This is a genomic window from Mesorhizobium sp. M1328 (genome assembly GCF_040318075.1).
GTDB lineage: Bacteria > Pseudomonadota > Alphaproteobacteria > Rhizobiales > Rhizobiaceae > Mesorhizobium.
Window position 1 is genome coordinate 792,656 of the sequence record NZ_JAMYLO010000001.1, and the last position, 25,644, is coordinate 818,299.

Below are 25,644 nucleotides of genomic sequence, written 5' to 3' on the forward strand. Positions count from 1 at the left end.
GCCAGAGGGGGTCGGTCCGACCGGGCTCGGCCCCTTATCGCAGGCGCAGGAGGTCGGCGCTCCATGCGAGACAACCCCCTCTGTCGCCTTCGGCGACATCTCCCCCTCAAGGAGGGAGATTCGCCAGCCTGTTGATCGTCAGAAAACCTTCATCGTTTCGAAATGTGCCTGAAACATTGAAGCTGGAGCTTGGCGGCGACGTTCAACGCCATCCAGGAGACAGCCATGAACAAGATTTCGATGACACGGCGCGCTTTCGTCACGTCGGCCAGCGCCGTTGGCCTGGTCGGCGCCTCGGGTCTCGCCCTTCCCTATTACTCGCGCGCCAATCAGCGCCCGGCCTTCACCCATGGCATTCAGTCCGGCGACGTCGACGCGACCAGCGGCATGGTCTGGACGCGCACGGACCGGCCGTCGCGCGTCATGTTCGAAGTGTCGTCGACGGAAAGCTTCGCCAATGCCGTCCGCCTGGCGCCGCTCGACACCTCGCCGGCCAGCGATTATACGGTGAAGCGGCTGCTTACCGATCTCGCCTCCGACCAGGACATCTTCTACCGCATGGTCGCGGCCGATCTTTCCGACATCAACGCCGTTTCCGAGCCGATCGTCGGCCGCTTCCGCACGGCACCTGCCTCGAAGCGCGACATTCGTTTCGCCTGGTCGGGCGACACCGCCGGCCAAGGCTGGGGCATCGATGACACCGGCATGAAGACCTATGCCACGATTGCGAAGCACACGCCCGACTTCTTCCTGCATTCGGGCGATACGATCTATGCCGATGGCGCGATGAAGGACGAGGTCGACCTGCCCAATGGCGGCAAGTGGAAAAACACAGTGCTGATCGACGAAAAGCGCAAGGTTGCCGAGACGCTGGACGAATACCGGGCGCAGTGGAAATACAACATGATGGACAAGAACGTTCTTGCGCTCAGCGCCATCTGCCCGACTTTCTATCAGTGGGACGATCATGAGGTGCTGAACAACTGGTCGGACTCGAAGGACCTGTCGGCCGACGACCGCTACACCGAAAAGTCAATCCATGTGCTTGCGGCACGTGCGGCGCGCGCCTTCCACGAGATGACGACGATCCGCTACGAACCGTCGGAGCCCGGCCGCGTCTACCGCAAGATCGCCTATGGTCCGCTGCTCGACGTGTTCTTCCTCGACATGCGTTCCTACCGCGGCCCCAACGGTTCGGACATGCAGGAGACGATGACGCCTGAATCGCGCATCCTCGGCGAGCAGCAGATCAAGTGGTTGAAGCGTGAATTGGCGAATTCCAACGCAACCTGGAAAATCATCGCCGCGGACATGCCGCTCGGCCTCGTGGTCTGGAATGACGGTACCAAGAAGGTCGGGGCCGAGGCAGTCAGCAATGGCGACAATGGCCCGGCCAAGGGGCGTGAGCTGGAAATTGCCGACCTTCTTCGCTATATAAAGAATGTGGGTATCAGTAACACTGTCTGGCTCACCGCAGACGTGCATTACACAGCCGCGCATTACTACAATCCGGACAAGGCGCAGTTCCAGGACTTCAATCCGTTCTGGGAATTCGTTTCGGGTCCGATCCATTCCGGTACGTTCGGACCGAATGGTTTCGACATGACCTTCGGCCCGGAGCTGAAGTTCATCAAGGCACCGACTGCCGAACAGGGCCAGAACCTGCCACCGTCGGCCGGCCTGCAGTTCTTCGGCCTTGTCGACATCGATGGCATCACCGAGCAGTTGACGGTGCGGCTGATGGATCGCGACGACAATGAACTCTACAAGGTCACGCTCGATCCGGTGCGGTCGGCGTGAGGCTACTGTGAGGTTACCCTGGGATCACCCAAAGGGTGGCATCAATCGGGATAGCAAACGACGGGAATGTTGGGCCAGACGGCGCTGTCGCATCCAGCGTTTTGCTGCCTTTGCTTGAAGGCGGCGCTGACTGGCCCGGTCACAACCGGGTCGACGCCATCGGGAGCATCGGCAAAAAGCTGCTCGGCCGAAGGCGTGTCGGATTGCAGGGCAGGCCGCGTCTCTTTGAGCGACGCGGCCGACTGCGCCGCGCCTGCCGCGAGGAGGACGGCGAGTGCGGTACATGCCAAAATCGGCCGGAGTCTGATGCCTGCGTCGATCATGAAATTCGAACTGCCCGGACCATGAAAGGTTCCGCCTTGGTTAATAATTCCACTTCACACCAAGACATTTAAGATTTTGTGACTTTATTTGGTGGCTCGCCTCCTCTTTCGCAATTGCGAAAAACCCTGTATGAGCCGCCCAACCGAAAGAGGCAGCGCCTTTTGGCCTGCTGCCTGCAACGCTCCCGAGACCAAAACATGAAAATCCGCAACATCGCGATCATCGCGCACGTCGACCATGGAAAAACCACCCTCGTCGATCAGCTTCTGAAACAGTCCGGCTCGTTCCGAGACAACCAGCGCGTCGCCGAGCGCGCCATGGATTCGAACGATCTCGAAAAGGAACGCGGCATCACCATTCTGGCCAAGGCGACCTCGGTCGACTGGAAGGATACCCGCATCAATATCGTCGACACGCCCGGCCACGCCGACTTCGGCGGCGAGGTCGAGCGCATCCTGTCGATGGTGGATTCGGCCATCGTGCTGGTCGACGCCGCCGAGGGGCCGATGCCGCAGACCAAATTCGTCGTCGGCAAGGCGCTCAAGGTCGGACTGAAGCCTATCGTCGTCATCAACAAGATCGACCGGCCGGATGCCCGCCACGTCGAAGTGGTCAACGAGGTGTTCGACCTGTTTGCGGCGCTTGACGCGACCGACGAGCAGCTCGACTTCCCGATCCTTTACGGTTCAGGCCGCGACGGCTGGGTCTCGGAAAACCCCGAAGGTCCGAAGGACCAGGCTCTGGCGCCGCTGTTCGACCTCGTCATCAAGCACGTACCGGCGCCGACCGTTCATCCCGGCCCGTTCCGCATGATCGGCACCATTCTGGAAGCCAATCCGTTCCTCGGCCGCATCATCACCGGCCGTATCGAATCCGGCACGCTGAAATCCAACCAGGCGGTCAAGGTGCTGCACCATGACGGCACCCAGGTCGAAACCGGCCGCATCTCGAAGATCCTCGCTTTCCGCGGGCTCGAGCGCCAGCCGATCGACGAAGCGCAGGCGGGCGACATCGTCGCCATCGCCGGCTTGTCGAAAGGCACTGTCGCCGACACGTTCTGCGACCTGTCGGTGACCGAGCCGCTGCACGCGCAGCCGATCGATCCGCCGACAGTGACGATGTCGTTCCTCGTCAACGATTCCCCGCTGGCCGGCACCGAAGGCGACAAGGTGACCAGCCGCGTCATCCGCGACCGCCTGCTGCGCGAGGCCGAAGGCAATGTCGCGCTGAAGATCGAGGAATCGCCGGACAAGGATTCGTTCTTCGTCTCCGGCCGCGGCGAATTGCAGTTGGCCGTGCTGATCGAGACGATGCGCCGCGAAGGTTTTGAGATCGCCGTGTCGCGGCCGCGCGTCGTCATGCAGAAGGGCGAGAACGGCGAATTGCTGGAGCCGGTAGAGGAAGTCGTCATCGACGTCGACGAGGAGCATGCCGGCGTCGTCGTGCAGAAGATGTCGGAGCGCAAGGCCGAGATGGTCGAACTGCGCCCGTCGGGCGGCAATCGCCAGCGCATCGTCTTCCACGCGCCGACGCGCGGCCTGATCGGCTACCAGTCGGAGCTGCTGACCGACACGCGCGGTACCGCTGTCATGAACCGGCTGTTCCATGCCTATGAACCCTACAAGGGCGAATTGCCGGGCCGCACCAACGGCGTGCTGATCTCCAACGAACAGGGTGAATCGGTGGCTTACGCCATGTGGAACCTGGAAGACCGCGGCCCGATGGTCATCGACCCCGGCGTCAAGGTTTATCAGGGCATGATCATCGGCATCCATTCCAGGGACAACGACCTCGAAGTCAACGTGCTGAAGGGCAAGAAGCTGACCAACATCCGCGCCGCCGGCAAGGACGAGGCGGTGAAGCTGACGCCGCCGATCCGCATGACGCTGGAACGCGCGCTGGCCTGGATCCAGGACGACGAGCTGGTCGAAGTGACGCCGAAGACCATCCGCCTGCGCAAGCTCTATCTCGACCCGAACGAGCGCAAGCGTTTTGAAAAATCAGCGAAAGTGGTCGGCGCGGCATAAGCCACTTTTCTCAGCCATTATGAGGGAGGGAGCACGTGCGTGCTTCCTCCCTTTTTATCTTACCCGCCGGCAGCCGCGATAATGCCGTCCCGGTCTGGTTCGCCAGACAGGTGGATGCGGATCGCCGTTCCCGCCCGAGCCGGCCTGCGCAAGGCTTTGGCCCCGTCCGGACCAACCACCAGCAATCGCTTCTCTTCCCAAGCCTGAAGCCGCGATCGCGAGACACCGAGTTCGCTGGCCAGCAACCGGTCGAGCCGCAAGGCTGTCGGCATTTCGAGCCAGAGCTGAAGTTCGAGAGCGCTGGTATTTTCCGGCCTGTCCCCGAGCACCTGCTTATGAACGATGGCTTCAGGAAACTCCTCAACGCGCCCAATCCTGCTTCGCAATGCGGCAACATCGAAAGCATGGCGCCGCGCCAGGACCGGATCGTTGCTTTCGAGCGCCTGCAATATTGCCGGTTCGATATCGCGGCGGCTGCAGCGCTCCAGAATGCCGAAATTCCAGGAATTGTCGCAGTCGATGCAGCGGTAGATCAACCAGGCGTCAATGCGTTTGCCATTGGCGTTGACGCGGAATTTGCCGCTGCAGCGATAGGCTTTCAGGCCGCCGCAGCGATTGCAGTTGAGGTGAGGTCGAGGTGCGGTTTTGGGCGCGATCGCCCAGCGGATACGCAGTATCGAAGGCATGCCGAAAAGCCCTTCCCGTCGGGAAGTTCGTCAGATCGGCGATATCGAGAACCCTTGCGGGCACGGCGTGGCGAGAGACTGCGGCAGTTGGAAATCAGGTGTCGCGGGTGGTTATGCGCGACAGCGGTTCAGCAGTGCCAAACCGGTCTCGAACCGCCGCCCTGAGGAACACATGATGTGAAAACAGGCACCGCGACTGCGACGCCCTGCTCTGTGTTGGGGGAGTTGACGAGACCGGCGGTTACGTAGGCAAAGTGAAGCTCGGAAAGGATTTCGGGACGACATCTCTAGCCGTGAGGTGCCTGGCCGACAAGCCTTGTTTCGGTGGACGCTACCGTCGCCGGAACAGTTGGGTTATGTTGAACGACCCAAACATTTCAAACGAGATCCGCGTCATGCATTTCACGTCGCTGCTGATTTTTGCCGGCGCCCTGCTTGTTGCCGCCGGCTCGCCCGGCCCATCGATCGCCGCTCTTGTGGCGCGGGTCATCGCAAAGGGCTTTCGCGACGTGTTTCCGTTCCTGCTTGCCATGTGGATCGGCGAAGCGATCTGGCTGTCACTGGCGGTGTTCGGCCTCGCCGTGGTGGCGCAGACGTTCCATTTTGCCTTTGTCGTCGTGAAGTGGGTCGGTGTCGGCTATCTCGGCTGGCTTGCCTGGAAGATGTGGACGGCACCGGTCGAGGCAAAGGAAGGTTCGCTGCCGCGCGAAGATTCTCCCGCTAAGCTGTTCTTTGCCGGCATGGCGGTGACGCTCGGCAACCCCAAGATCATGATGTTCTATCTGGCGCTGCTGCCGACCATCATCGACCTCGGTTCGGTCAGCATGGTCGGCTGGGTCGAGCTGACGGCGACCATGGCCGTGGTCCTGGTCGCCATCGATTTGACCTGGGTGCTCGCTGCATCGCAGGCGCGCAAGCTCTTGAGGAGCAAGCGGGCGATGAAGATCGCCAACCGCGTCAGCGCCGGTACCATGGCCGGCGCTGCAGCGGCGATCGCCGCGCGGTCCTGAGCCGGCGCGTCAACCCATTTCGATTATCGGCGCAATCTCGACGCTGAAACCCGGGTCCGTCAGGATAGGACAATCCTTGGCTTTGCCGACGGCATCGTCGATGTCTTTCGCTTCGATGATGGTGTAACCGGCGGTCGGATTGCTGCCGCCATTGTTCTCGACCTTGCCGCCGGGCAGCAGGGTCTTCGACATGCCGACTGGATTGCCACCGTCGACCACGGCTGAGCCAAGCTTGCCGTACCAGCCGTTCCAGGCATCCATCGCTGCCTTCCGTTCGGCCTCCTCGGTCGGCATCTTGCCCGAGCCGTGATAGACGTAGAGAAATTTCGCCATGTTCTCCTCCTTTGATCGGCGGCATCGAACCGGCACGCGGTCATGCCGCATGCCGATCATCGGACCAAACCGGCAAACAAGCAACGAGAATGCGAAGTAGCTAATATAATGTGCGGTTGGATTCCATCAGCGGCGCCCTATCGCGCCATCGCGTGGTATTCATCGTTCGGCCGCATATCGATCGCCGATGCCAGCCGGTTCGACATGTTGAAGAACGCCGCGGTCGAGGCGACGTCCCAGATGTCGCGGTCGGAAAAGCCGACTTGCCGCAGCGCCGCCCGGTCCGCTTCGACGATCTTTGCCGGCTGTCCGGTCAGCTTCACCGCGAATTCGAGCATGGCGCGTTGCCTGTCCGACAGCTTGGCGGCGCGAAAATTCATCACCATCATTTCGCCGAAGGCCGGGTCGCCGGAAAGCTGGCGCACCGCCGCGCCATGCGCGACCAGGCAATAGTAGCAATGGTTGACCGACGAGACGGCCACCGCGATCATCTCGCGCTCGAGTTTCGACAGGCCGGATTCACCCAGCATCAAATCATTGTACATGTCGGTGAAAGCGCGCAGCTTCTTCTCGTCGAAGGCATAGGCGAGCAGCACATTGGGAACGAGGCCGAGCTTCTCCCGGCATTTGGCGAAATAAGCCTTGGTCGCGTCGCTCAGCTCCGCCGGTGCCAGGTCAAGCGCGGTGATTTTGTCCGTCATGGCGGATTTCTCCTCGTTTTTCGCCAGGCTGCCGGTGAATTCCGACATTTCGTCGCAAGCCGTCAAACCTTTGTCGCCAAATACCCGTCTTCTGCTACGATAGTTGTAAAAACATGACGGGAGGGAATTAGCTCATGGCCGGCCTGAAATCCGCAAGCCAGTTGAAAAAGATGAGCGCGGCCAAGGGTAGCGAAAAGCCCGGCAGGCTTGCCGACTACTTGCTGGCCCGAGCTCCGGCCGAAGATGTCGCCGCTTACGACGTCATCGATCTCGAACGTGCTGCCGAACTCGCCGGCCGCGCCGTGGCCAGGCACAAGAAGGACGACTGCGTCGTTGCCATAGACGTCGATTCCGGAGTCGTCCGCCAGGGCCGGCCGATGACGGTGATCACCGTCGTCAACGACAACATGCCGTTCCTTTTCGATTCCGTCCTTGGCGAGATCACCGAGAGCGCCGGCGAGCCGCTGCTGGTTACCCACCCGGTCATAGTCGTCAGGCACGGCAAGAACGGCGTCGAGGAAATCCTCGGCGATGGCGGTTATGCCAAGGGCGACCACAGCCATGACCGACTGAGCGTCATCCATGTCCATATCGGCCGCCTTTCGGCCGAGCAGGCCGAAGGCCTGGCCGCACGCCTGACGAAGCTGCTCGGCCACGTGCGCGCCGCCGTCACCGACTGGAAGCCGATGCTCGCCCGTCTCGACCAGGCGATCTCGGAATTCCGCTACTCGCCAGTGCCGCTCGACAAGGCCCATGTCACCGAGGCGATCGCGTTCCTCGAATGGCTGCGCGACGACAATTTCACCTTTCTCGGCATGCGCGAATTCAACTACACCGGCGGTGAGACGAGCGGCATGCTCGAGCGCGCCGAAAAGCCCGGCCTCGGCATCCTTTCCGATCCCGACGTGCTGGTGCTCAGGCGCGGCACCGAAGCGGTGAGCACGACGCCGGAAATCCGCGCCTTCCTGCATGGGCCGGAACCGCTGATCGTCACCAAGGCCAACGCCAAGTCATCGGTGCACCGCCGCATCTACCTCGACTACATCGGCATCAAGACCTACACCGGCAAAGGCGTGCTTTCAGGCGAGCTGCGCATCGTCGGCCTGTTCACCTCGACTGCCTATACGCGCTCGGTGATGAAAATCCCTTATCTGCGCTCGAAGGCGGAAACCGTCATTGCCAAATCCGGCTTCAATCCAAGCGACCATTCCGGCAAAGCTTTGATCAACGTGCTGGAGAGCTATCCGCGCGACGAGCTGTTCCAGGTTCCGGTGCCGATCCTGCGCAAGCATGCCGAAGCCATCCTGGGCTTGATCGAGCGGCCGCGCGTCAGGGCATTGGTGCGTGTCGACCAGTTCGACCGCTTCGTCTCCGTGCTCGTCTTCGTGCCGCGCGACCGCTACGACAGCGTCGTGCGCGAGAAGATCGGCACCTATCTGAAGACCGTCTTCGAAGGCCGGCTGTCGGCCTATTATCCGGCCTTCCCGGAAGGCGGGCTGGCGCGCGTCCATTTCATCATCGGTCGCTCCGGCGGCAAGACGCCGAAGGTCGAGCAAGCGACGATCGAGGCGGCGATCCGCGACATCGTACGGACCTGGGACGATGCACTGCGCGAGACCGCGACCGAGACCGGCGCCGATGCGAGACTCACGGCCATCGCCTCGCGTTTTTCGGAAAGTTATCGCGACAGTTTTTCGCCGGGCGTGGCGCTGGCCGACGCCGGGCGCATCGCCAAGCTCGATGCGTCAAATCCGATCGCCATCGACTATTACCGTCATGCCGACCAGAAGCCGCATCAGGCGGCGCTGAAGATCTATCACCATGGCAGCCCGGTGGCGCTGTCGCGGCGCGTGCCGGTGCTGGAAAACATCGGTTTCCGCGTCATCAGCGAGCGCACTTTCGGGGTCGGCGACAACCAATCCGGCATGGTCTTCATCCACGACATGGAACTCGAGAACAGCTACGGCAGGCCGATCGACCTCGGCAATGGCGGCGCGCTGTTCGAGGATGCGTTCCTTTCCGTCTGGCGCGGCGATGTCGACAATGACGGCTATAACGGCCTTGCCCAGACCGCCGGCCTGTGGTCGGGCGAGATCAGCGTCCTGCGCGCCTATGGCCGCTATCTGCAGCAGGCCGGTATCCCGCAGAGCCAGGATTTCATCGCCGCCGCACTCAACCGTTATCCCGAGATCGCCCGCGGCCTGCATGCGCTGTTCGTCGCCCGCCTCGGCCCGACGGCTGAAACGGAAGGCGTCGTCCAGGCCAAACATCTGAAGGCCAAGATCACGGATGCGCTGGAAGACGTTCCCAACATCGATGATGATACCATCATCCGCCGTTATCTGAACCTGATCGAGGCCTCGCTGCGCACCAATCATTTCGTTGCCGATACGAAAGAGAAGGGCCAATCGCTGGCGATCAAACTCGATTCGCAATCGGTCGACGGGCTGCCGGCGCCGCGGCCATGGCGGGAGATCTTCGTCTACGGCTCCGAGGTCGAGGGTGTGCATCTGCGCTTCGGCCCGGTCGCGCGCGGCGGCCTGCGCTGGTCGGACCGTGCCCAGGACTATCGCACCGAGGTGCTCGGCCTGGTCAAGGCACAGCAGGTCAAGAATGCGGTGATCGTGCCGGTTGGCGCCAAGGGCGGCTTCTACCCGAAAAAGCTGCCGATGAGCGCCGGGCGCGACGCCATTTTCGAGGCCGGCACGGCCGCCTACAAGAATTACGTCTCCAGCCTGTTGTCGATCACCGACAATATCGGGCTGGACGGCGTCATCCCGCCGGGCGGCGTGGTGCGGCGCGACCAGGACGATCCGTATTTCGTCGTCGCCGCCGACAAGGGCACGGCGACCTTCTCGGACACCGCCAACGCCATCAGCGAAAAGCACGGCTTCTGGCTCGATGACGCTTTCGCCAGCGGCGGTTCGGCCGGATACGACCACAAGAAGATGGGCATCACCGCGAAGGGCGCCTGGGAAGCGGTCAAGCGCCATTTCCGCGAGATGAACCGCGACATCCAAACCACGCCGTTCACTGTCGTCGGCGTCGGCGACATGTCGGGCGACGTGTTCGGCAACGGCATGCTGCTGTCGGAGCAGACCCGGCTGATCGCTGCCTTCGATCATCGCGACATCTTCATCGATCCCGATCCCGACATGGCGGCTTCGATGGCCGAGCGCCGGCGTATGTTCGCTCTCGCCCGCTCAAGCTGGCAGGATTACGACAAGACGAAGCTGTCAGAAGGCGGCATCATCGTCTCGCGCAGCCAGAAGTCGATCACCTTGCCGGCCGCCGCGGCTGCAGCGATCGGCCTCGGCAAGACAACGGCCACGCCGGTCGAGATCATGAGTGCCATCCTCAAGGCGCCGGCGGACCTTTTGTGGTTCGGCGGCATAGGCACCTATGTCAGGGCATCGGGCGAGACCAACCAGGACGTCGGCGACCGTGCCAATGACGCGATCCGCATTACCGCGCTCGACCTGCGTGCCAAAGTCATCGGTGAGGGCGCCAATCTCGGCGTCACGCAGCGGGCGCGCATCGAATTCGGATTGAATGGCGGCCGCTGCAACTCAGATGCGATCGACAATTCGGGCGGCGTGAACTGCTCCGACGTTGAGGTCAACATCAAGATCGCGCTGGCTTCCGCCATGCGCAAGGGATCGTTGACCCGGACAGCGCGCAACAAATTGCTGGCCGAGATGACCGATGAGGTCAGCGCCCTGGTGCTGTCCAACAATTACCAGCAGACGCTGGCGCTGTCCCTTGCCCGCAAGCGCGGCCTTGCCGACATTGCCCATCAGAGCCGTTTCATGGCGGCGCTGGAGGCGCGCGGGCTGCTCGACCGTGCCGTCGAGACGCTGCCGTCATCGGCGGCCCTTGCCGAGCGCGAGACGCGCGGCGAGCCGCTGACCCGGGCTGAGCTCGGCGTGCTGCTTGCCTATGCCAAGATCGTGCTGTTTTCCGATATCGTCGCAAGCGACGTACCGGACGATCCGCATTTCGACCGCGACCTGATGGGTTACTTTCCCGACCGCATGGCAAAGAAATATGCTGCGGAAATCCACGGCCATCGCCTCCGCCGCGAGATCATCGCCCGTGTCGTCGCCAATGATCTGGTCAATCGCGGCGGCCCGTCCTTCGTCAACAGGCTGCAGGAAGCGACCGGGCGCAGTGCCGCCGATGTCGTGCGCACGTTCGCCGTGGTGCGGGATGGCTTTGCGCTGCCGGCGCTCTATCGCCAGATCGACGCGCTCGACAACCAGATCGACGGGCAGATCCAGCTCGACCTCTATCAGGCGGTCAGCCGGCTGATCTATGTGACCAGCGGCTGGTACCTGAAGAACGATGCCGACACCGCACCGCTTGGGCAGCGGATCACCGAGTTGCAGGATGCGCGCAAGGCGCTGGAGCCGAAGCTCGTTTCGCTGCTGCCGGCCTTCTCGCGCGAGCGGATCGAGGAGCGGCGGCACAGCCTGTCAAAGGGCGGCGCGCCGGAGAGCGTTGCCGAACAGCTGGCGTTGACCGATGTGGCGGAACTCATCCCCGACATTGCGCTGACAGCGCGGACGTCAAATGCCGGCATCGTCGCTGCCGCCAAGGCGTTTTTTGCAGTCAGCGATGTCTTCCGCATCCCGCGCGTCGAAGATGCGGCGCGCTCGATCACGCCCTCGGATTATTACGATCAACTGGCGCTTTCCCGCGCCACCGACACGATCGGCGCGGCCAGGCGCGGCATCGCCGTGGCGGCACTCACCAGTCATGCCGAGGCGGCGGATCCGGTGACGGCATGGCTGGACGCCGGCGGCGAACGGGTCGGACGCATCCGCGAGCGGCTGCAGGCTCTGACCGAGGGCGGCGACATCACCGTGTCGCGGCTGTCGGTGGCGTCCGGCCTGATGAGCGATCTGACGGGGCTGTGAGACGTCTTCCACATCGCGCGGGATTGCCGGGAAGAACTGCGCTATAGAGCGAACGGCGCCCTGCTTTGGGGGGCGCCGGAGCATGATCCCAAAAAGTGACGATCGGCTTTTGGACAAGATCGTGCTCAACAGAAGACGGAGCATCATTCCGATTCGATCGGCATGGAGCAAGCTCCAGCGGAGGGGACATGGCTGAGATGGCAGTGCAGCGGGCATCGGGACGCGGCATCTGGGGATGGATGCTGTTCGACTGGGCGGCACAGCCGTTTTTCACGGTCGTCACCACCTTCATCTTCGGTCCTTATTTCGTCTCGCGCATGGCCAGCAATCCGGAGACCGGGCAAGCGGCCTGGGGCTACGGCATTGCCGCCGCCGGCCTCGTCATTGCCGTTTTGTCGCCGGTCCTCGGCTCGATCGCCGATCAGACCGGACCACGCAAACCGTGGATAGCCTTCTTCGCCGCGGTCAAGATCACCTGCCTCACTCTGCTGTGGTTCGCCGCGCCCGGCTCTAATCTTTTTCTGGTCGTGGCGTTGTTCTCGCTGGCGTCGGTCGCGGCGGAATTCTCGACCGTGTTCAATGATTCGATGATGCCGCGCCTGGTGCCGAAGAGCGACATCGGCAGGATCTCGAACATGGCCTGGGGGCTCGGCTATCTCGGCGGCATGATCGCGCTGATCTTCGTCGTTACCGTCATGGCCGGCTCGCCTGAAACCGGCAAGACCGTCGTTGGGCTCGACCCGATCTTCGGCCTCGATCCCAGGCTAGGCGAGGACGCGCGCGCCACCGGACCGTTGTCGGCGGCCTGGTATTTCCTGTTCATCCTGCCGATGTTCTTCTTCACGCCTGATGCGATCAAAGGCATTCCAATCGGGCCGGCGGTGCGCGAGGGACTATCGGAACTGAAGTCGACGCTGGCCGAAGTGCGCAAGCGTAGCGGCATTTTTCGCTTTCTCGTCGCCCGCATGATCTATCAGGACGGCGTCAACGCACTGCTGGCGCTGGGCGGAACGTTTGCGGCGGCAATGTTCCATTGGTCGATTACCGAGATCGGCCTGTTCGGCATCATCCTCAACGTCGTTGCCATCGTCGGCTGCCTGGTTGCCGCACGCCTCGACACAGCACTGGGGTCCAAGACCATAGTGATGATTTCGCTTGTCATGCTGAGCATTGCCACCATCGGCATCGTCTCGACCGGCCCGGGCTATACGCTGTTCGGTGCCTGGGTGATGCCCGGACTGGACGGCGGGGGATTGTTCGGCACGGCGGCTGAAAAAGCCTACATTTTCTACGGCCTGCTGATCGGGCTTGCCTTCGGGCCGGTGCAGGCATCGTCGCGCTCCTACATGGCGCGCAGCGTCACCGCTGCCGAATCGGGCCGCTATTTCGGCATCTATGCGCTGGCCGGCCGGGCAACGAGTTTTGCCGCACCCTTCATGGTGGCCACGATCACCCTGGCCAGCGGCTCAGCGCGGCTCGGCATGGCGGCGATTGTGCTGTTCCTCGGCGCCGGCATGGCGATCCTGATCGGCACGCCCTATCCGGCGGATCGGCCCGCGGAGTGAGCTTACCCCCGTGGGAGGGTAGATCCGCGAAGCGGAGCGGGGTGGGGGCGGCGCTGCCCCACCCCGTCTCACGAACTTTGCTTCGCAAAGATCCTACCCTCCCCACGAGGGGGAAGGGAGGGAGTTCAATGCCGGAAGTGCCTCACTCCGGTGAAGACCATGGCAATGCCGTGGGCGTCGGCAGCGGCGATGACATCGTCGTCGCGCATCGAGCCGCCAGGCTGGATCACGGCAGTGGCGCCGGCTTCGATTGCCGACAAAAGCCCATCCGCGAACGGGAAAAAGGCATCCGAGGCGACGACCGAGCCCTTGGTCAAAGGCTCCGTCAGACCGGCAGCCTCGGCCGCGTCGAGCGCCTTGCGCGCGGCGATGCGCGAGGAATCGACCCGGCTCATCTGGCCGGCGCCGATGCCGACTGTGGCGCCATCCCTGGCATAGACGATGGCATTCGACTTGACGTGCTTTGCCACGCGAAAAGCGAATTTCAGATCGGCCAATTCGGCCGGCGTCGGAGCGCGCCTGGTCACCACTTTCAGGTCGAGGTCATCCACCACCGCATTGTCGCGGCCCTGGACCAGCAAGCCGCCGGCAACCGATTTTAAGCCAAGGCCCGCCGCGCGCGGGTCGGGCAGGCCGCCGGTGACCAGCAGGCGTAGATTCTTCTTGGCGGCAATGATGCGGATTGCTTCTTCGGACGCCTCCGGTGCGATGATCACCTCGGTAAAGGTCTTGACGATCTCTTCGGCGGTTGCGGCATCGAGGATGCGGTTCATGGCGACGATGCCGCCGTAGGCCGAGACCGGGTCGCAGGCCAGCGCCTTGGCATAGGCCGCGTGCAGCGAAGCGTCCTCAGCGACGCCGCACGGGTTGGCGTGCTTGATAATGGCAATTGCTGCGGAGCGTGACGGATCGAACTCGCCGACCAGCTCGAAGGCAGCGTCGGTGTCGTTGATGTTGTTGTAGGAAAGCTGCTTGCCCTGAAGCTGGCGCGCCGTGGCGACGCCCGGCCGCCTGTCACCATTGACATAGAAGCCGGCGCCCTGATGCGGGTTTTCGCCATAGCGCATCACCGATTGCAGCTTGCCGCCGAAGGCGCGCCATGTCGGATGCTCGATCTCAAGCGCCTCGGCGAACCATCCCGAGATCGCCGCATCGTAGGTGGCGGTGCGGGCAAAGGCCTTGGCTGCCAGCTTCTTGCGGAAATCCAGCGATAACGAGCCGAAATTCATCTCCAGCGCGTTGAGCACCGAGGCATAGTCATCGGGGTCGGTGACGATGCCGACATAGGCGTGGTTCTTGGCCGAGGCACGGATCATCGCCGGGCCGCCGATGTCGATGTTCTCGACTATCGCCGCGTAGTCGGCGCCGGAGCGACGCACCTCTTCGAACGGATAGAGATTGGAGACGACGAGATCGATCGGCTCGATGCCGTGGTCGCGCATCGCCGCGGCGTGCTCGGGATCGTCGCGAACACCGAGCAGTGCGCCGTGCACCGACGGGTGCAGCGTCTTGACGCGGCCGTCCATGATCTCGGGAAAGCCGGTGAGCTCGGACACGTCGCGCACCGCCATGCCTGCCTCGGCAAGCGCCCTTGCGGTGCCGCCGGTCGAGACCAGCTCGACGCCGGCCGAAACCAGCGCCCTGGCGAAATCGATCAGGCCGGTCTTGTCGAAGACGGAGAGCAGCGCGCGACGGATGGGTACAAGGTCGGGCGCGGGAATATTCTTGGCGGCGACGGCCATGGGCTGGCGGCCTTTCCAGTTCTGGTTGGAGAGCGTCCGCGGGCCGTAGCATATGAGGCCCGGAAATCAAGCCGCAAGGCTTGATCAGTGTCTGCCGTTGCCACCGGCTTCAGCTTTTTCCGGACGGCCGGCGATGATGGTGCGCGTCAATTGCCAGTGGACCTCGGAAATTTCCGAGGCCTTGAACGCAAGCACGATCTGGCGGCTGCGGCGCGGGCCGCCGAGTCCGGCGAAATAGATCGATTCCTCGACCTCGGGCGCCACTTCGGTAGAGGTAAACACCCAGGTGTCGGCGTGGTCGGCGGCCAGCACCAGACGGTCATGCTCATCCTGGAGCAGGTTTATGTCGGGATGGACATGGAAACGCACCGTAACGAAATCACGGCCATTGTTGCGGATAGAAGCGCCGCCCGGCCGCAGGAAGCGATCCCTGCCAGCAAGCACATTGCCCTCGGTCGATAATTTCAGCTCACGCTCATGCAGGAAGCCGAAGCGCGCCACATAGCCGTCATGGCGAGCGATGAAGCCTTGGCTGCCCCTCTGGTCGGTGCGCTTGCAAGGTACATGCTGCGGTCCGCCGATCAAAGGCGTGCCGAGCAGGTCGTTGACGCGCAGGGAGTGGTTGAAGCGCGCCGACGACGTGTCGTTGATGGTGGCGGTCGAGTGGGCGGCGGTGGCGCGCGCAAGCGGCCGGAACTCGGCGGCGCCATAAGTGTCTATTCCGGCATTGACGATGTAGTGCTGGCGGCCCGACGACAATTCGAAGGCGAGGCATCCGGCGTGAGCGGCATTGGATACGTCGACGGGGGGTGGCGGGCCGGTATCGGCGATCACCGTGACACCGCCCATCGACAGGCGCTCATAACCCGAATGCGGCGCGTGCAGCAACGGTGCGCCGGCGGTGTCGTCGTGATGCAGGATGCTGGCGATACGGTCGTGAATGGTGGCGCCCATGCCGTTGAAGCGGGCAAGGCTGCCATCCTGATGGCGAAAGAAGCGCAGTGCCGGCAGCATCCGGTCGATGGCGCCGATCAGGGCGGCCGGCGGCGTCTCGGCCTGATTGGCGTATGTCTGGCGCAACGGCAGAAGGTCGGCGAGGATTTCAAGCACGGTCATCGGATTGCGCGAGATATGGCCTCCGTCAGGCAGGATCTGGCGGTCGAGCTCCTCGGCGAGATTGCGGGTGGCACCGCGCAGCGCCGAGGCCGGCGCCGGCAGCGACAAAGCGGCAAAGGCCAGCGCAATGCGCGCGCGCAGCCTGTCCTTGCCGTCCGGCATCTCGCGCGCCATGGCGCGCAGATAGCGGATCTGGACGGCGAGCGATTTCAGGAAGGCGCGGTAGAACGGAAATTCGGCGCCCTGCAACACGATCGAGGAATGCTGCAGCCAGGCAATGACACGCTTGGCCGTCGTGCCGGGCTCCCAGGCGACGCCGGAAATATGGCTGCCATGGATTGCAATCCAGTCGGAAACCAGCGCCCGCGCGTTGGCGGCGGCGAGTTCGGTGCCGGCGGCGCGCATATGGCGCAGCCAGCGAAAGCCATGCAGCGTCTTTTGCCAGCCGGGGTTGGGCACGTCGATCTGGAAGGGCGATTTGCCACCGGTCTCGACCAGATGCCCCGAAAGCGGATAGCGGCCGTAATAGATCTCGAGCGCGATCTGAGGATCGGCGAGGCGCAGGTCCGGCGGGGCAATCAGGACGCGCTCGGGCGTGCGGCCTGAGTAACGCCAGCGATAGAGTGGCCCGGCACGCAAGCGCCGGCGCGTCTTGCGCCAGAACTCCCTCGCGACAAGCGTCCACAGACGCGTCGTGTTACCGGCAGCGATTGCCAAAACCCCTCCTGATCGTCCTCACCCAAGCACAAGTTTATATGATTCAAGAACTTGTGCGAAGGCGAATTCCGCGGCAGCGTGGCCGTTCAGCCTGTTTTCCATGCCTCCTCGCCCCAAGAAGTCGGATGGCGCTTCAAGATCGGCCCTTAGCCGGCTCTGCGCATGCGGGCGGCGAAGAAGCCGTCCAGCCCGGAGCGGCCCGGCGACTCTAGCTCCAGATCGGCAGGCGTGGTGCGCAACGTGCCTTGCGGCGTCAGGAACGGGTCGATGCCGGCGATCTCACCCGGCCGAAGCGGGTCGTCGACAATCTCCGCATTGCCGGCGAGAAAGTCGCGATAGAGCTCTTCGCCTTCCAGCGGATCGAGCGAGCAGTTGGAAAAGACGATGCGTCCACCATGCTTGACCAAGGTGACGGCGCGGGCAAGCAGCCGGCGTTGCAGGTCGGCCAGTTTTTCGACGTCGGCCGCCGTCTTCGTCCAGGGGACGTCGGGATGCCGCCGCACCGTGCCGGTCGAAGAGCAAGGTGCGTCGAGGAGGACGGCGTCGAAGAGGTCCTTCGGCTCGTATTTGAGCAGATCGGCCTGGACGATCTCGGCGGCCAGACCGAGCCGTTCGAGGTTCTGCGTCAGCCGTGCCAGCCGCGTTTTGGACATGTCGAGCGCGGTGACGTGGGCGCCGGCGAGGATCAACTGGGCGGTCTTGCCGCCGGGGGCGGCACAGAGGTCGGCGATTCGCAAACCATTGACGTCGCCGAACAGCCGGGCCGGCAGGCTGGCCGCCGCGTCCTGAACCCACCAGGCGCCTTCCGCGAAACCGGGCAGTTCGGTAACGGAAGCGCTGAGCTTTTCCACCCGCACCGTGCCGGTCGGCAAGACAAAGCCGCCGAGCCGTTCGGCCCACAGCGCCGGGTCCGACTTGACCGAGAAATCGACCGGTGCCTCATGGCGATGGGCGAGCAGTATCTGCCTGGCCTTGTCGAGGCCGTAGACCGTTTTCAAACGGTCGGAAAACCATTTTGGCGCCTCGTCGGTAGCGGCAAGTGCGGCCGCGAGCTCTTCCTGCTTGGCCCGCGCCAGCGTGCGCAGCACGCCGTTGACGAGGCCGGAAAAGCGCGCCGTGCGCGGATCGGACTTGGCGTGCGTCACGGCGAGGTCGACTGCGGCGCTGTCGGGAACATCGAGGAACAGGATCTGCGCCGCCGCCACATGCAAGATGTGCGAAAGCGCCGTGGCGTTGGGCGGCAGCGGCTTTTCCAGGCGGCGGGCCAAAAGGCCTGATATGGTCATGCGGTAGCGCAGGGCGGTGACCAGAATCGCACGCACCAGGGCGCGGTCGCGCAAGTCGAGCGCCTTGTATTGCGGATGGCCGTTCTCATGGTCGGTCAGCCCGTCGAGTGGCGTTTTCGCGTCAATGACGGCGGCAAGCAGGCGCGCGGCTGCCTTGCGCGCGGCGAGGCCGGCAACAGCCTCGCCGCCCGAATTGTGTTCACGATCGCCTGAAATTCCGTGCCCGCGCTTCGCTGAACTCACGACCACGGGCCTTTGGGTCCGGTCGGATTGCGTCCCCAGGGATTGGGTCTCGGCTTGGCCGGCTCAGGCGGCCTCTCGGGCCGCGCGGCCCTGTCCCACGGACCAGACGGCTGCTGCCCGGTCCCTTCCGGCGCCGGCATTGGCGTCGCGGCCGCTTCGGGTGCGCCGGCCATTTCGCTCGCCATCCTCTGCAACGCGGCGATGCGGTTTTCTATGCTCGGGTGAGTGGAAAACAAACTGTCCATGCGCTCGCCGGAAAGAGGATTGATGATGAAGAGATGGGCGGTTGCCGGATTGCGCTCGGCATCCGGGTTGCGGATGCGTTCGGCGCCCCGCGCGATCTTGTCAAGTGCCGAGGCGAGCCACAGCGGGTGTCCACAGATTTCGGCACCGCGCCGATCGGCCTCGTATTCGCGGGTGCGGCTCACCGCCATCTGCACGATCATGGCGGCCAGGGGCGCGACGATCATCGCCACCAGCACGCCGACGATGCCAAAGGAATTGTTGTTGTCGCGGTTGCCGCCAAAAAAGAAGGCGAAATTGCCGAGCATCGAAATTGCGCCGGCAAAGGTGGCGACGATCGTCATGGTCAGCGTATCGCGGTGCTGCACATGGGCAAGCTCGTGCGCCATCACCGCCGCGACTTCTTCATGCGAGAGCTGCTCGAGCAGGCCGGTGCTGGCGGCGACAGCGGCATTTTGCGGATTTCGGCCGGTGGCGAAGGCGTTGGGCTGAGGATTGTCGATGAGATAGGTTCTCGGCATCGGCAGGCCGGCACGTTGCGCGAGACCCTTCACGATGGCGTAATATTCAGGCGCGTTGCGTTCGTCGACCTCGATCGCACGGTGCATCGACAGCACCATCTTGTCGGCGTTCCAATAGCTGAACAAATTGGTGCCGGCGGCGATCAGCAAGGCAATCATCATGCCGCCGGATCCGCCGACCAGATAGCCGACACCCATGAACAGGGCCGTCATTGCGGCCAAAAGCATGGCGGTGCGAAGGGTGTTCATCGTCTGCTCCGTTCTGGCCCAACAAAGGGGTCGATCCTTGTGGGCCCATCGCTATATGATGGGAAACAGCGGTTCCCGTTTCAATCGGGGGCCTGTTTCAATCTAGCGGAAGATCGCATGATCGACGAAACCAGCACAACGAATGCTAACGGCGAGCCGCAAAAGCCGCTGACGCCAGCAGCACGGCGTGCCTTGGCCGAGGCCGAGGCCCGGCGGGAGAAATATCGCGAGAAGGAAGCCGCACAACCGAGAGAGATCGGCGGGCGCGGCGGCAAGGAGCCCGGCCGCTACGGCGACTGGGAGGTCAAGGGCCTGACCAGCGACTTTTAGCCCAGGCAGGGTGCTAGTTAAACAGGCAGCGCGGCCCGCTCCACTTCGATGGCAATCCAGCCGCTGGAATCGACGGCGATGCCGATCGCTTCATAGCCGGCGATGGTGGCATGTGGCGTCTCCAACGGATGCCGGTGCGTGGCGCTGATCACCACGATTGCGGCGCCCGCGGCTTCGGCCGCCGCAATGCCGGCCGGCGCGTCCTCGAAGACGAGGCAGTCGCCCACATCGACGCCGAGCCGTTCGGCCGCCAGCTGGAAGCAGTCGGGCGCCGGCTTGCCGCGGGATACGTCCTCCGCCGCAACGATCACGGCGGGAGCCGGAATACCGGCGGCCTGCAGGCGCAGCAGGGCGAGCTCGCGCGGTGCCGAGGTGGCGATCGCCCAGCTTCCGGGCGGCAGCGACGCCAGGAAGGCCGCGGCGCCCGCAATCGGGCGAATGCCCTCGACATCGGCCGCCTCGGCCTGCAGAAGCGAATCGGCTTCGCGGGCAGGATCGACGCCTCGGAGCGCCAGCCGGCCGATGGTCTCGATCGCCCGCACGCCGTGGATGGTCGGCAGGAATGCAGCGACGTCAAGACCTTGCCGATGCGCCCAAGCTGCCCAGACCCTTTCCGCCGCGGCAATCGAATTGAGAATCGTGCCGTCCATATCGAACAGGAAGGCCGCGAATTTTCTGCCTGCAAACATCGGTTTTTCCGGGGTCATCTTGGAGGGATTATTTCGAAAGACGCGTGTCGATCGACCGTAACGTTGCCGCGTCCGTATGGGAAGCCGCGAGGGCGTCGTTTTCGACGTTCGCAAGGAACCGCCGCACACTCTCCTGCGTTGACCAGCACTATCTTCCATGACGATCGTAGGGGGACGGCGATGCTGATCAGGCTCGGCTATGAAATTGCCATTGAATGCGCTGCAGCCACGCCGGTCGTTTCGCTGCTCGAGATCCACAGGGATCGCCAGGCCGACATCAAGCGGCAGACGCGCGTGCTGACGTCGCCGTCGGTTCCAACCAGGGTCTACCACGATCTTTTCGGCAATAGCTGCCGCCGCTTCACGGCGCCGGCCGGAAGCTTTCGCATCCTCTATGACGCGGTGGTCGAGGACAGCGGCGAGCCGGACGAAGTCAACACGCTGGCCAGGGAAGTCCCGGTCGCCGAATTGCCGGACGAGGTGCTCGGCTATCTGCTCGGCAGCCGTTACTGCGAGACCGATCATCTCGGTGATCTGGCGTGGCAACTTTTCGGCCAGCGTCCGCCGGGCTGGGCGCGGGTGCAGGCGATCGTCGACTATGTCCACAACCGGCTGTCGTTCGGCTACGGCTATGCGCGCTCGACCCGCACGGCGGCGCAGGCGCATGAGGAACGCGTCGGCGTCTGCCGCGATTTTGCCCATCTGGCGATCACGCTCTGCCGCTGCATGAACATCCCGGCCCGTTACGTGAACGGCTACCTCGGCGATATCGGCGTGCCCGCCGATCCGGCGCCAATGGATTTCTCGGCGTGGGTGGAAGTGTTCCTCGAGGGCAGATGGTACACTTTCGATCCTCGCCACAATGTGCCGAGGATCGGCCGCGTCGTCATCGCCCGCGGCCGCGACGCCACCGACGTGCCGCTGCTGCACAGTTTCGGCCCGCATCGGCTCAGCCTGTTCAAGGTCTGGACGCACGAGCAGGAAGGCAATCTGTTCAAGCCGCCTTATCGTGGCGTCGACAAGACCGTCAGCGCACGGATGCTGGCCTAGTCTTTCGGGACACATTCACAGTCCGTGTTTCCATTTCCCGCCACCGCGGTCGTGCTGAACCGGTTCGATACATCTCGTCTGTACCGGATTGGGACGCAGTCCAGTCGTCCTGAATTGCGAGCCTGATCTTGGTAAGCGCTTTGTCAACAAAGCCGCGCCGACGCAGCTTTCGTTTACCCGCTGTTTACCTTGCCGCCGCTCGAAACCGTTTGGAAACAATGCGTGGGCGGGAGCCGGTCGCTTTCCCGCGCCCGGCGGCGCGATCCGGCCGGATTCCTGCAATGCACGTTCGGACAGCTGCAGGCTGTAGCGAATGGAGGCGGAAGGAATGCGGCGTTTCGGGGGTCTTGTTCAGGCGATCGGCGGCTTTGCCGGGGATCGCAGCGGAAATTTCGCGGTGCTGTTTGGGATAATCGGCTCGGTGTTGGCACTGAGTGTCGGCTTTGCCGTCAACTTATCCCAACTCTACAATGTGAAATCGAGCCTGCAGGGCGTGGTCGATGCGGCGGTCACCTCGACGGCCCGCGACTTGACAACCGGCGTCATCAGCGAGACCGACGCCAGCAAATCGGTGCAGGCCTTTCTCGACGCCAACAGCATGGCGGGTATCCTGCAGGACAACCAGATCGTTCTCGATAATCTGGTTGTCGACAGGACAGCCAAGACTGTCCAGGCGGACTCCCATGTCAACGTCAACTACTATTTCCCGCTTTTCAGCACGGGTGGCATGCAGCGCGTCCCCGCATCTACGACGGCGCTCTATTCGGACAAGCAGATCGAAGTCGCGATGATGCTGGACGTGACCGGGTCGATGGCCGGCCAGAAAATCATCGATCTGCGGACGGCTGCGGCGAATGCCGTCGACAGCTTCCTGGGCGGCCAGGACCCTGCCAACCCGCGAGTGCGCGTCTCCATCGTGCCCTACGCGAATTCGGTGAATGCCGGCGCGCTTGCCGCCAGCAGCGTCTATGTCGAAACCTCCACCAGCCAGCGCAAGCAGGCGCCCGGCAATGGCGCCGTACAGTATGTCTCCGGCTTTGTGCGTCCGGACAATTGTGCCACCGAGCGCAAAGGGACCTATCAGTATTCGGATGCAGGCCCCGACGTCAGCATGGTCAATCGCGACTACCTGCTGTCATCCTTCGCCTGGCAGACCGGCACGGCTGCCTGCCCTGCCGCCGCGTTGAAACCGCTGACGGCGGACGCCACGGCGCTCAAGAACGTCATCAAGACCTTTGTCGCGTCGGGTGGCACCGCCGGCCATGTCGGCGTGCAGTGGAGCTGGTACATGCTTTCGGAAAACTGGGGCAGTGTGATGAAAGCCTCGGAACGGCCGGCCAAGATGGATCCAAAGAAGGTTGCCAAGATCGCGATCCTGATGACCGATGGCGAATTCAACCTGTCCTATTTCGACGCCAGCACCGTCGGTGACGTCTACAATAGCGCGGGCAAGGAGCCGCCCCGCACGGCGGCCAAGACACTCTGCGCTGCGATGCGCAACAAGGGCATCGAGATATTCACCATCGGGTTTGACCTAAACGAAACGAATGCCAAGGCGACGCTCCAGGATTGCGCGAGCCCGGACACCGCCAAGATCAAGCACTTTTATCAGGCGGCCAATGGAACCGAACTCAACCAGGCTTTCCAGGATATAGCCCGCAACGTCGAGATGTTGACCGTAACCAAATAAGGGACAACAGCCCAAAAAGAAAAGGCCGCCGCTTCTCGCGAAGCCGGCGGCCTTCCGTGTTTCCGTCCATGGCGCGGCTCCTGGCTGCGACACTGGTCGCCAGCCGCGCATCTCGCGCCTTAACGGGAAGACTGCTTCCCGAAAGTGCGATCCGCTGAGGCCACGTTCTGGAAAACGAAATCACTCGACATCGGATCACCTCCTTTCGATTTGTTGAACACTTCCTCATGATGGGGTGTCATCCGGCAAATGGCAAGGCGCGGCACCCGAAAATCCTGAACAAGCGTGCTTGCGCGCCCAAGCGGCTTGCGGCCCGCCGATCGGGCAGGCAAGATCGAGCCGCTATTGTTCCGGGCCACTATTTTGCCGGGTAAGGGAGGACGGGGATGGAAGCAGCCGAGAGAGCGGCCCGGATTGTTCGGACGGTCATCGAAACGCTGAAGCCGGGTTTCGCGGTGAGGCTGTGGACAGGCGAGCGGATCGGCCCGGCTACCGGCCCGGTGCTCACCATCAACGACCAGGACATCGTCTGGCAGATCGTACGTCGGCCCTCTTTATCGACGCTGATCGAGATGTGGATTGCCAAGGCGGTCGACGTCGAAAACGGATCGCTGTTCGATTTCTACGCCTTGCCCACGCATGGCAAGCTCAGGACCAAGCTCAAGACATTGCCGAAGCTGGCGATCCTGCGCGACCTGCCGGCGGTGCTGTTTTCGCGAAAACAGATGACCGCGCGAACCGATCTTTCCGGCCGCAATCCTTACGTCAGCGGTTCGAGCAAAGAGGCGATCCAGCATCACTACGACATTTCCAACGCATTCTACCGGCTCTTCCTCGACGAGCGCATGGTCTATAGCTGCGGCTACTTCAAGGATTTCGCCAACGATATCGATCAGGCCCAGAGAGACAAGCTCGACCATATCTGCCGCAAGCTTCGGCTGAAGCCCGGCGAAAAACTGCTCGACATAGGCTGCGGCTGGGGAGCAATGCTCATTCATGCGGTGAAGAATTATGGCGTCGTCGGCCACGGCGTCTCGCTGTCGGAGGCACAGACCGAGCTCGCCCGCGAACGCATCCGCGCCGAGGGGCTGGAGGACCGCATCACCATCGAGATCAAGTCCTATGCCGAGCTGTCCGGCTCCTTCGACAAGATCTCGTCGATCGGCATGTTCGAGCATCTGGGGCTTGCCAACCATGCGGCCTATTTCTCGAGGATCCATCGCCTGCTCAAACCCGGCGGCATCTATCTGCACCACGCCATCACTCGGCGCGACAAGGGCAACATGAAGAAGACGCTGCGCAAGGGGCCGGAATTCAAGGCGCTGATCAAATACATTTTTCCGGGCGGCGAACTCGATACGATCGGCATGACGCTCGGCAATCTCGAGGCGCACGGCTTCCTCGTCTACGACGTCGAAAATTTGCGCGAGCACTATGCGCGCACCTGCAGGCTGTGGGCAGAGCGTCTCCACGCACGCTTTGACGAAGCCATCGCCGAGGTCGGCGAAGCCAAGGCGCGGCTCTGGCTGCTTTATCTCACCGGCTGCTCGATTACCTTCGAACGCGCCTCGGCGCAGATTTTCCAGACCGTCGCCACAAGGCGCGCGCGTGGGCCGAGCGGGCTGCCGCCGACGCGGGCAGATTTATATCGATAACTACAGAAGGCGTATCGTGGCGCCGATCTCGACGCGAGCCGATCGATCGACGGTGCAGTAGACACCGAGATTATGGGCGTTGTGGCGGACCAGGCTGCGCAGGATTGCCGGGTCGTGGTCGAACCCGTCCTGGCCAATGATGGTGAAGCCGCAGCGGCGGCACGGCTCGGAGATGGTCAGGAGCAGGTCGCCGATTGCCAGCTTGCGCCCGATCCATTCCGTCTCGGGGAACGACCCCTCGACCTCCGGCATATCGACGACGATGTTGGGGCGGAAGCGGCGCGGGTCGGCGGCGCCTTCCGGATGCAACGCCTTCAGGCGCGCCAGCGAAGTGGTGGTCAGGAGGTGGATGGGCGCCTTGCGGTAACTCTCGCCGGTCAGAAGGCCGGCGTAGTCCGGCGCATCTTTCTGGCGAAACGGCCGGATCGAGGCCGCGAAGCCGAGAAAGGCGGAAACGGCTCGGTCACATTCGGCTCCGGGCGCTGGCAGCCAATCGCCCTGCGGTGTAGCAATCTCGAGTTGGCGGGCTCGCGACAACCGGGTCCGAATGAGCGGCACTTTGTGCCATTTCGCCTCGCGGTCAGGCCGCGCGATCTCACCGTCAGAGGCGTCGACAAGGCCGAACAGGCGATCGCCGTCGATGGTTTCAGGGCCGACGGAGATCACGTCCTGGCGTTCGCCGGCGAGCGAACTCGCCGGATAGCGCCAGAGCTCGCTGACAGTGCCGATCTCCGTCGAGGCAGGCATC

Annotated in this window: 19 protein-coding genes; 9 read left to right on the top strand and 10 right to left on the bottom strand. The window is 63.2% G+C overall.

Annotation, left to right across the window (positions count from 1 at the left end; genetic code table 11):
* The first annotated feature begins 225 nt into the window (after positions 1 to 225).
* A complete protein-coding gene (locus NKH23_RS03960) occupies positions 226 to 1,800 on the top strand; it encodes an alkaline phosphatase D family protein (protein ID WP_352909695.1) in 1,575 nt (524 codons plus the stop codon).
* A 41-nt stretch (positions 1,801 to 1,841) separates the two neighbouring features.
* Here NKH23_RS03960 and NKH23_RS03965 read toward each other — a convergent pair whose 3' ends face one another.
* Positions 1,842 to 2,123, bottom strand: a complete 282-nt coding sequence (locus NKH23_RS03965; RefSeq protein ID WP_352909698.1) for a hypothetical protein — start codon at positions 2,121 to 2,123, stop codon at positions 1,842 to 1,844.
* A 198-nt stretch (positions 2,124 to 2,321) separates the two neighbouring features.
* Here NKH23_RS03965 and typA point away from each other — a divergent pair, with 198 nt between their 5' ends.
* Positions 2,322 to 4,151 carry a translational GTPase TypA gene (gene typA / locus NKH23_RS03970; RefSeq protein ID WP_352465599.1) on the top strand — a complete coding sequence of 610 codons (1,830 nt, stop codon included), beginning with the start codon at positions 2,322 to 2,324 and terminating at the stop codon, positions 4,149 to 4,151.
* 59 nt (positions 4,152 to 4,210) lie between these two features.
* On the opposite strand, the gene NKH23_RS03975 is transcribed toward typA, so the two are convergent.
* Positions 4,211 to 4,837 (bottom strand): DUF1062 domain-containing protein, encoded by a 627-nt coding sequence (locus tag NKH23_RS03975; RefSeq protein WP_352909700.1) that lies wholly within the window; start codon positions 4,835 to 4,837, stop codon positions 4,211 to 4,213.
* A gap of 395 nt (positions 4,838 to 5,232) precedes the next feature.
* Here NKH23_RS03975 and NKH23_RS03980 point away from each other — a divergent pair, with 395 nt between their 5' ends.
* On the top strand, positions 5,233 to 5,847 hold the full coding sequence (locus NKH23_RS03980) for a LysE family translocator (protein WP_352909703.1): 615 nt from the start codon (positions 5,233 to 5,235) through the stop codon (positions 5,845 to 5,847).
* A 9-nt stretch (positions 5,848 to 5,856) separates the two neighbouring features.
* Here NKH23_RS03980 and NKH23_RS03985 read toward each other — a convergent pair whose 3' ends face one another.
* Both NKH23_RS03985 and NKH23_RS03990 read right to left on the bottom strand, forming a co-directional pair.
* Entirely contained in the window at positions 5,857 to 6,180 is a 324-nt protein-coding gene (locus NKH23_RS03985; protein WP_023678126.1) for a YciI family protein, read from the bottom strand.
* Positions 6,181 to 6,317: 137 nt separating this feature from the next.
* Complete coding sequence (locus NKH23_RS03990) at positions 6,318 to 6,881, bottom strand: peroxidase-related enzyme (protein ID WP_352909706.1); 564 nt, start codon at positions 6,879 to 6,881, stop codon at positions 6,318 to 6,320.
* A 134-nt stretch (positions 6,882 to 7,015) separates the two neighbouring features.
* Between NKH23_RS03990 and NKH23_RS03995 the strand changes: the two genes are divergently transcribed.
* Positions 7,016 to 11,800, top strand: a complete 4,785-nt coding sequence (locus NKH23_RS03995) for an NAD-glutamate dehydrogenase (RefSeq protein ID WP_352909709.1) — start codon at positions 7,016 to 7,018, stop codon at positions 11,798 to 11,800.
* A gap of 188 nt (positions 11,801 to 11,988) precedes the next feature.
* Positions 11,989 to 13,365 carry an MFS transporter gene (locus NKH23_RS04000; protein ID WP_352465602.1) on the top strand — a complete coding sequence of 459 codons (1,377 nt, stop codon included), beginning with the start codon at positions 11,989 to 11,991 and terminating at the stop codon, positions 13,363 to 13,365.
* Positions 13,366 to 13,490: 125 nt separating this feature from the next.
* On the opposite strand, the gene purH is transcribed toward NKH23_RS04000, so the two are convergent.
* From purH to htpX, 4 genes are all read right to left on the bottom strand, one after another.
* Positions 13,491 to 15,107, bottom strand: coding sequence for a bifunctional phosphoribosylaminoimidazolecarboxamide formyltransferase/IMP cyclohydrolase (gene purH / locus NKH23_RS04005; RefSeq protein WP_352909712.1), 1,617 nt, complete (start codon positions 15,105 to 15,107; stop codon positions 13,491 to 13,493).
* 84 nt (positions 15,108 to 15,191) lie between these two features.
* Positions 15,192 to 16,940: a heparinase II/III family protein gene (locus NKH23_RS04010; RefSeq protein ID WP_352909715.1), complete on the bottom strand. Its 1,749-nt coding sequence runs from the start codon at positions 16,938 to 16,940 to the stop codon at positions 15,192 to 15,194.
* 146 nt (positions 16,941 to 17,086) lie between these two features.
* On the bottom strand, positions 17,087 to 18,469 hold the full coding sequence (locus NKH23_RS04015; protein ID WP_502908372.1) for an RsmB/NOP family class I SAM-dependent RNA methyltransferase: 1,383 nt from the start codon (positions 18,467 to 18,469) through the stop codon (positions 17,087 to 17,089).
* On the bottom strand, positions 18,466 to 19,482 hold the full coding sequence (gene htpX / locus NKH23_RS04020; protein ID WP_352909721.1) for a zinc metalloprotease HtpX: 1,017 nt from the start codon (positions 19,480 to 19,482) through the stop codon (positions 18,466 to 18,468). Before htpX ends, NKH23_RS04015 begins: the two co-directional genes overlap by 4 nt.
* 117 nt (positions 19,483 to 19,599) lie before the next feature.
* Here htpX and NKH23_RS04025 point away from each other — a divergent pair, with 117 nt between their 5' ends.
* The gene (locus tag NKH23_RS04025) at positions 19,600 to 19,812 is read left to right on the top strand and encodes a DUF1674 domain-containing protein (RefSeq protein ID WP_352909723.1); all 213 of its coding nucleotides are present in this window, start codon (positions 19,600 to 19,602) and stop codon (positions 19,810 to 19,812) included.
* Positions 19,813 to 19,829: 17 nt separating this feature from the next.
* Here the strand turns inward: NKH23_RS04025 and NKH23_RS04030 are convergent, their stop codons facing one another.
* On the bottom strand, positions 19,830 to 20,501 hold the full coding sequence (locus NKH23_RS04030) for an HAD-IA family hydrolase (RefSeq protein WP_352909726.1): 672 nt from the start codon (positions 20,499 to 20,501) through the stop codon (positions 19,830 to 19,832).
* Positions 20,502 to 20,681: 180 nt separating this feature from the next.
* Between NKH23_RS04030 and NKH23_RS04035 the strand changes: the two genes are divergently transcribed.
* The 3 genes from NKH23_RS04035 to NKH23_RS04045 all read left to right on the top strand — a co-directional run bounded on the left by NKH23_RS04035 (position 20,682) and on the right by NKH23_RS04045 (position 24,896).
* Positions 20,682 to 21,551, top strand: a complete 870-nt coding sequence (locus tag NKH23_RS04035) for a transglutaminase-like domain-containing protein (protein WP_352909729.1) — start codon at positions 20,682 to 20,684, stop codon at positions 21,549 to 21,551.
* Positions 21,552 to 21,879: 328 nt separating this feature from the next.
* A complete protein-coding gene (locus tag NKH23_RS04040; protein ID WP_353034237.1) occupies positions 21,880 to 23,241 on the top strand; it encodes a pilus assembly protein TadG-related protein in 1,362 nt (453 codons plus the stop codon).
* A 386-nt stretch (positions 23,242 to 23,627) separates the two neighbouring features.
* Positions 23,628 to 24,896 (top strand): class I SAM-dependent methyltransferase, encoded by a 1,269-nt coding sequence (locus NKH23_RS04045; protein ID WP_352978937.1) that lies wholly within the window; start codon positions 23,628 to 23,630, stop codon positions 24,894 to 24,896.
* Here NKH23_RS04045 and NKH23_RS04050 read toward each other — a convergent pair whose 3' ends face one another.
* A complete protein-coding gene (locus NKH23_RS04050) occupies positions 24,897 to 25,643 on the bottom strand; it encodes an MOSC domain-containing protein (RefSeq protein WP_352909735.1) in 747 nt (248 codons plus the stop codon). It lies immediately after the preceding gene.
* Position 25,644: the final 1 nt, after the last annotated feature.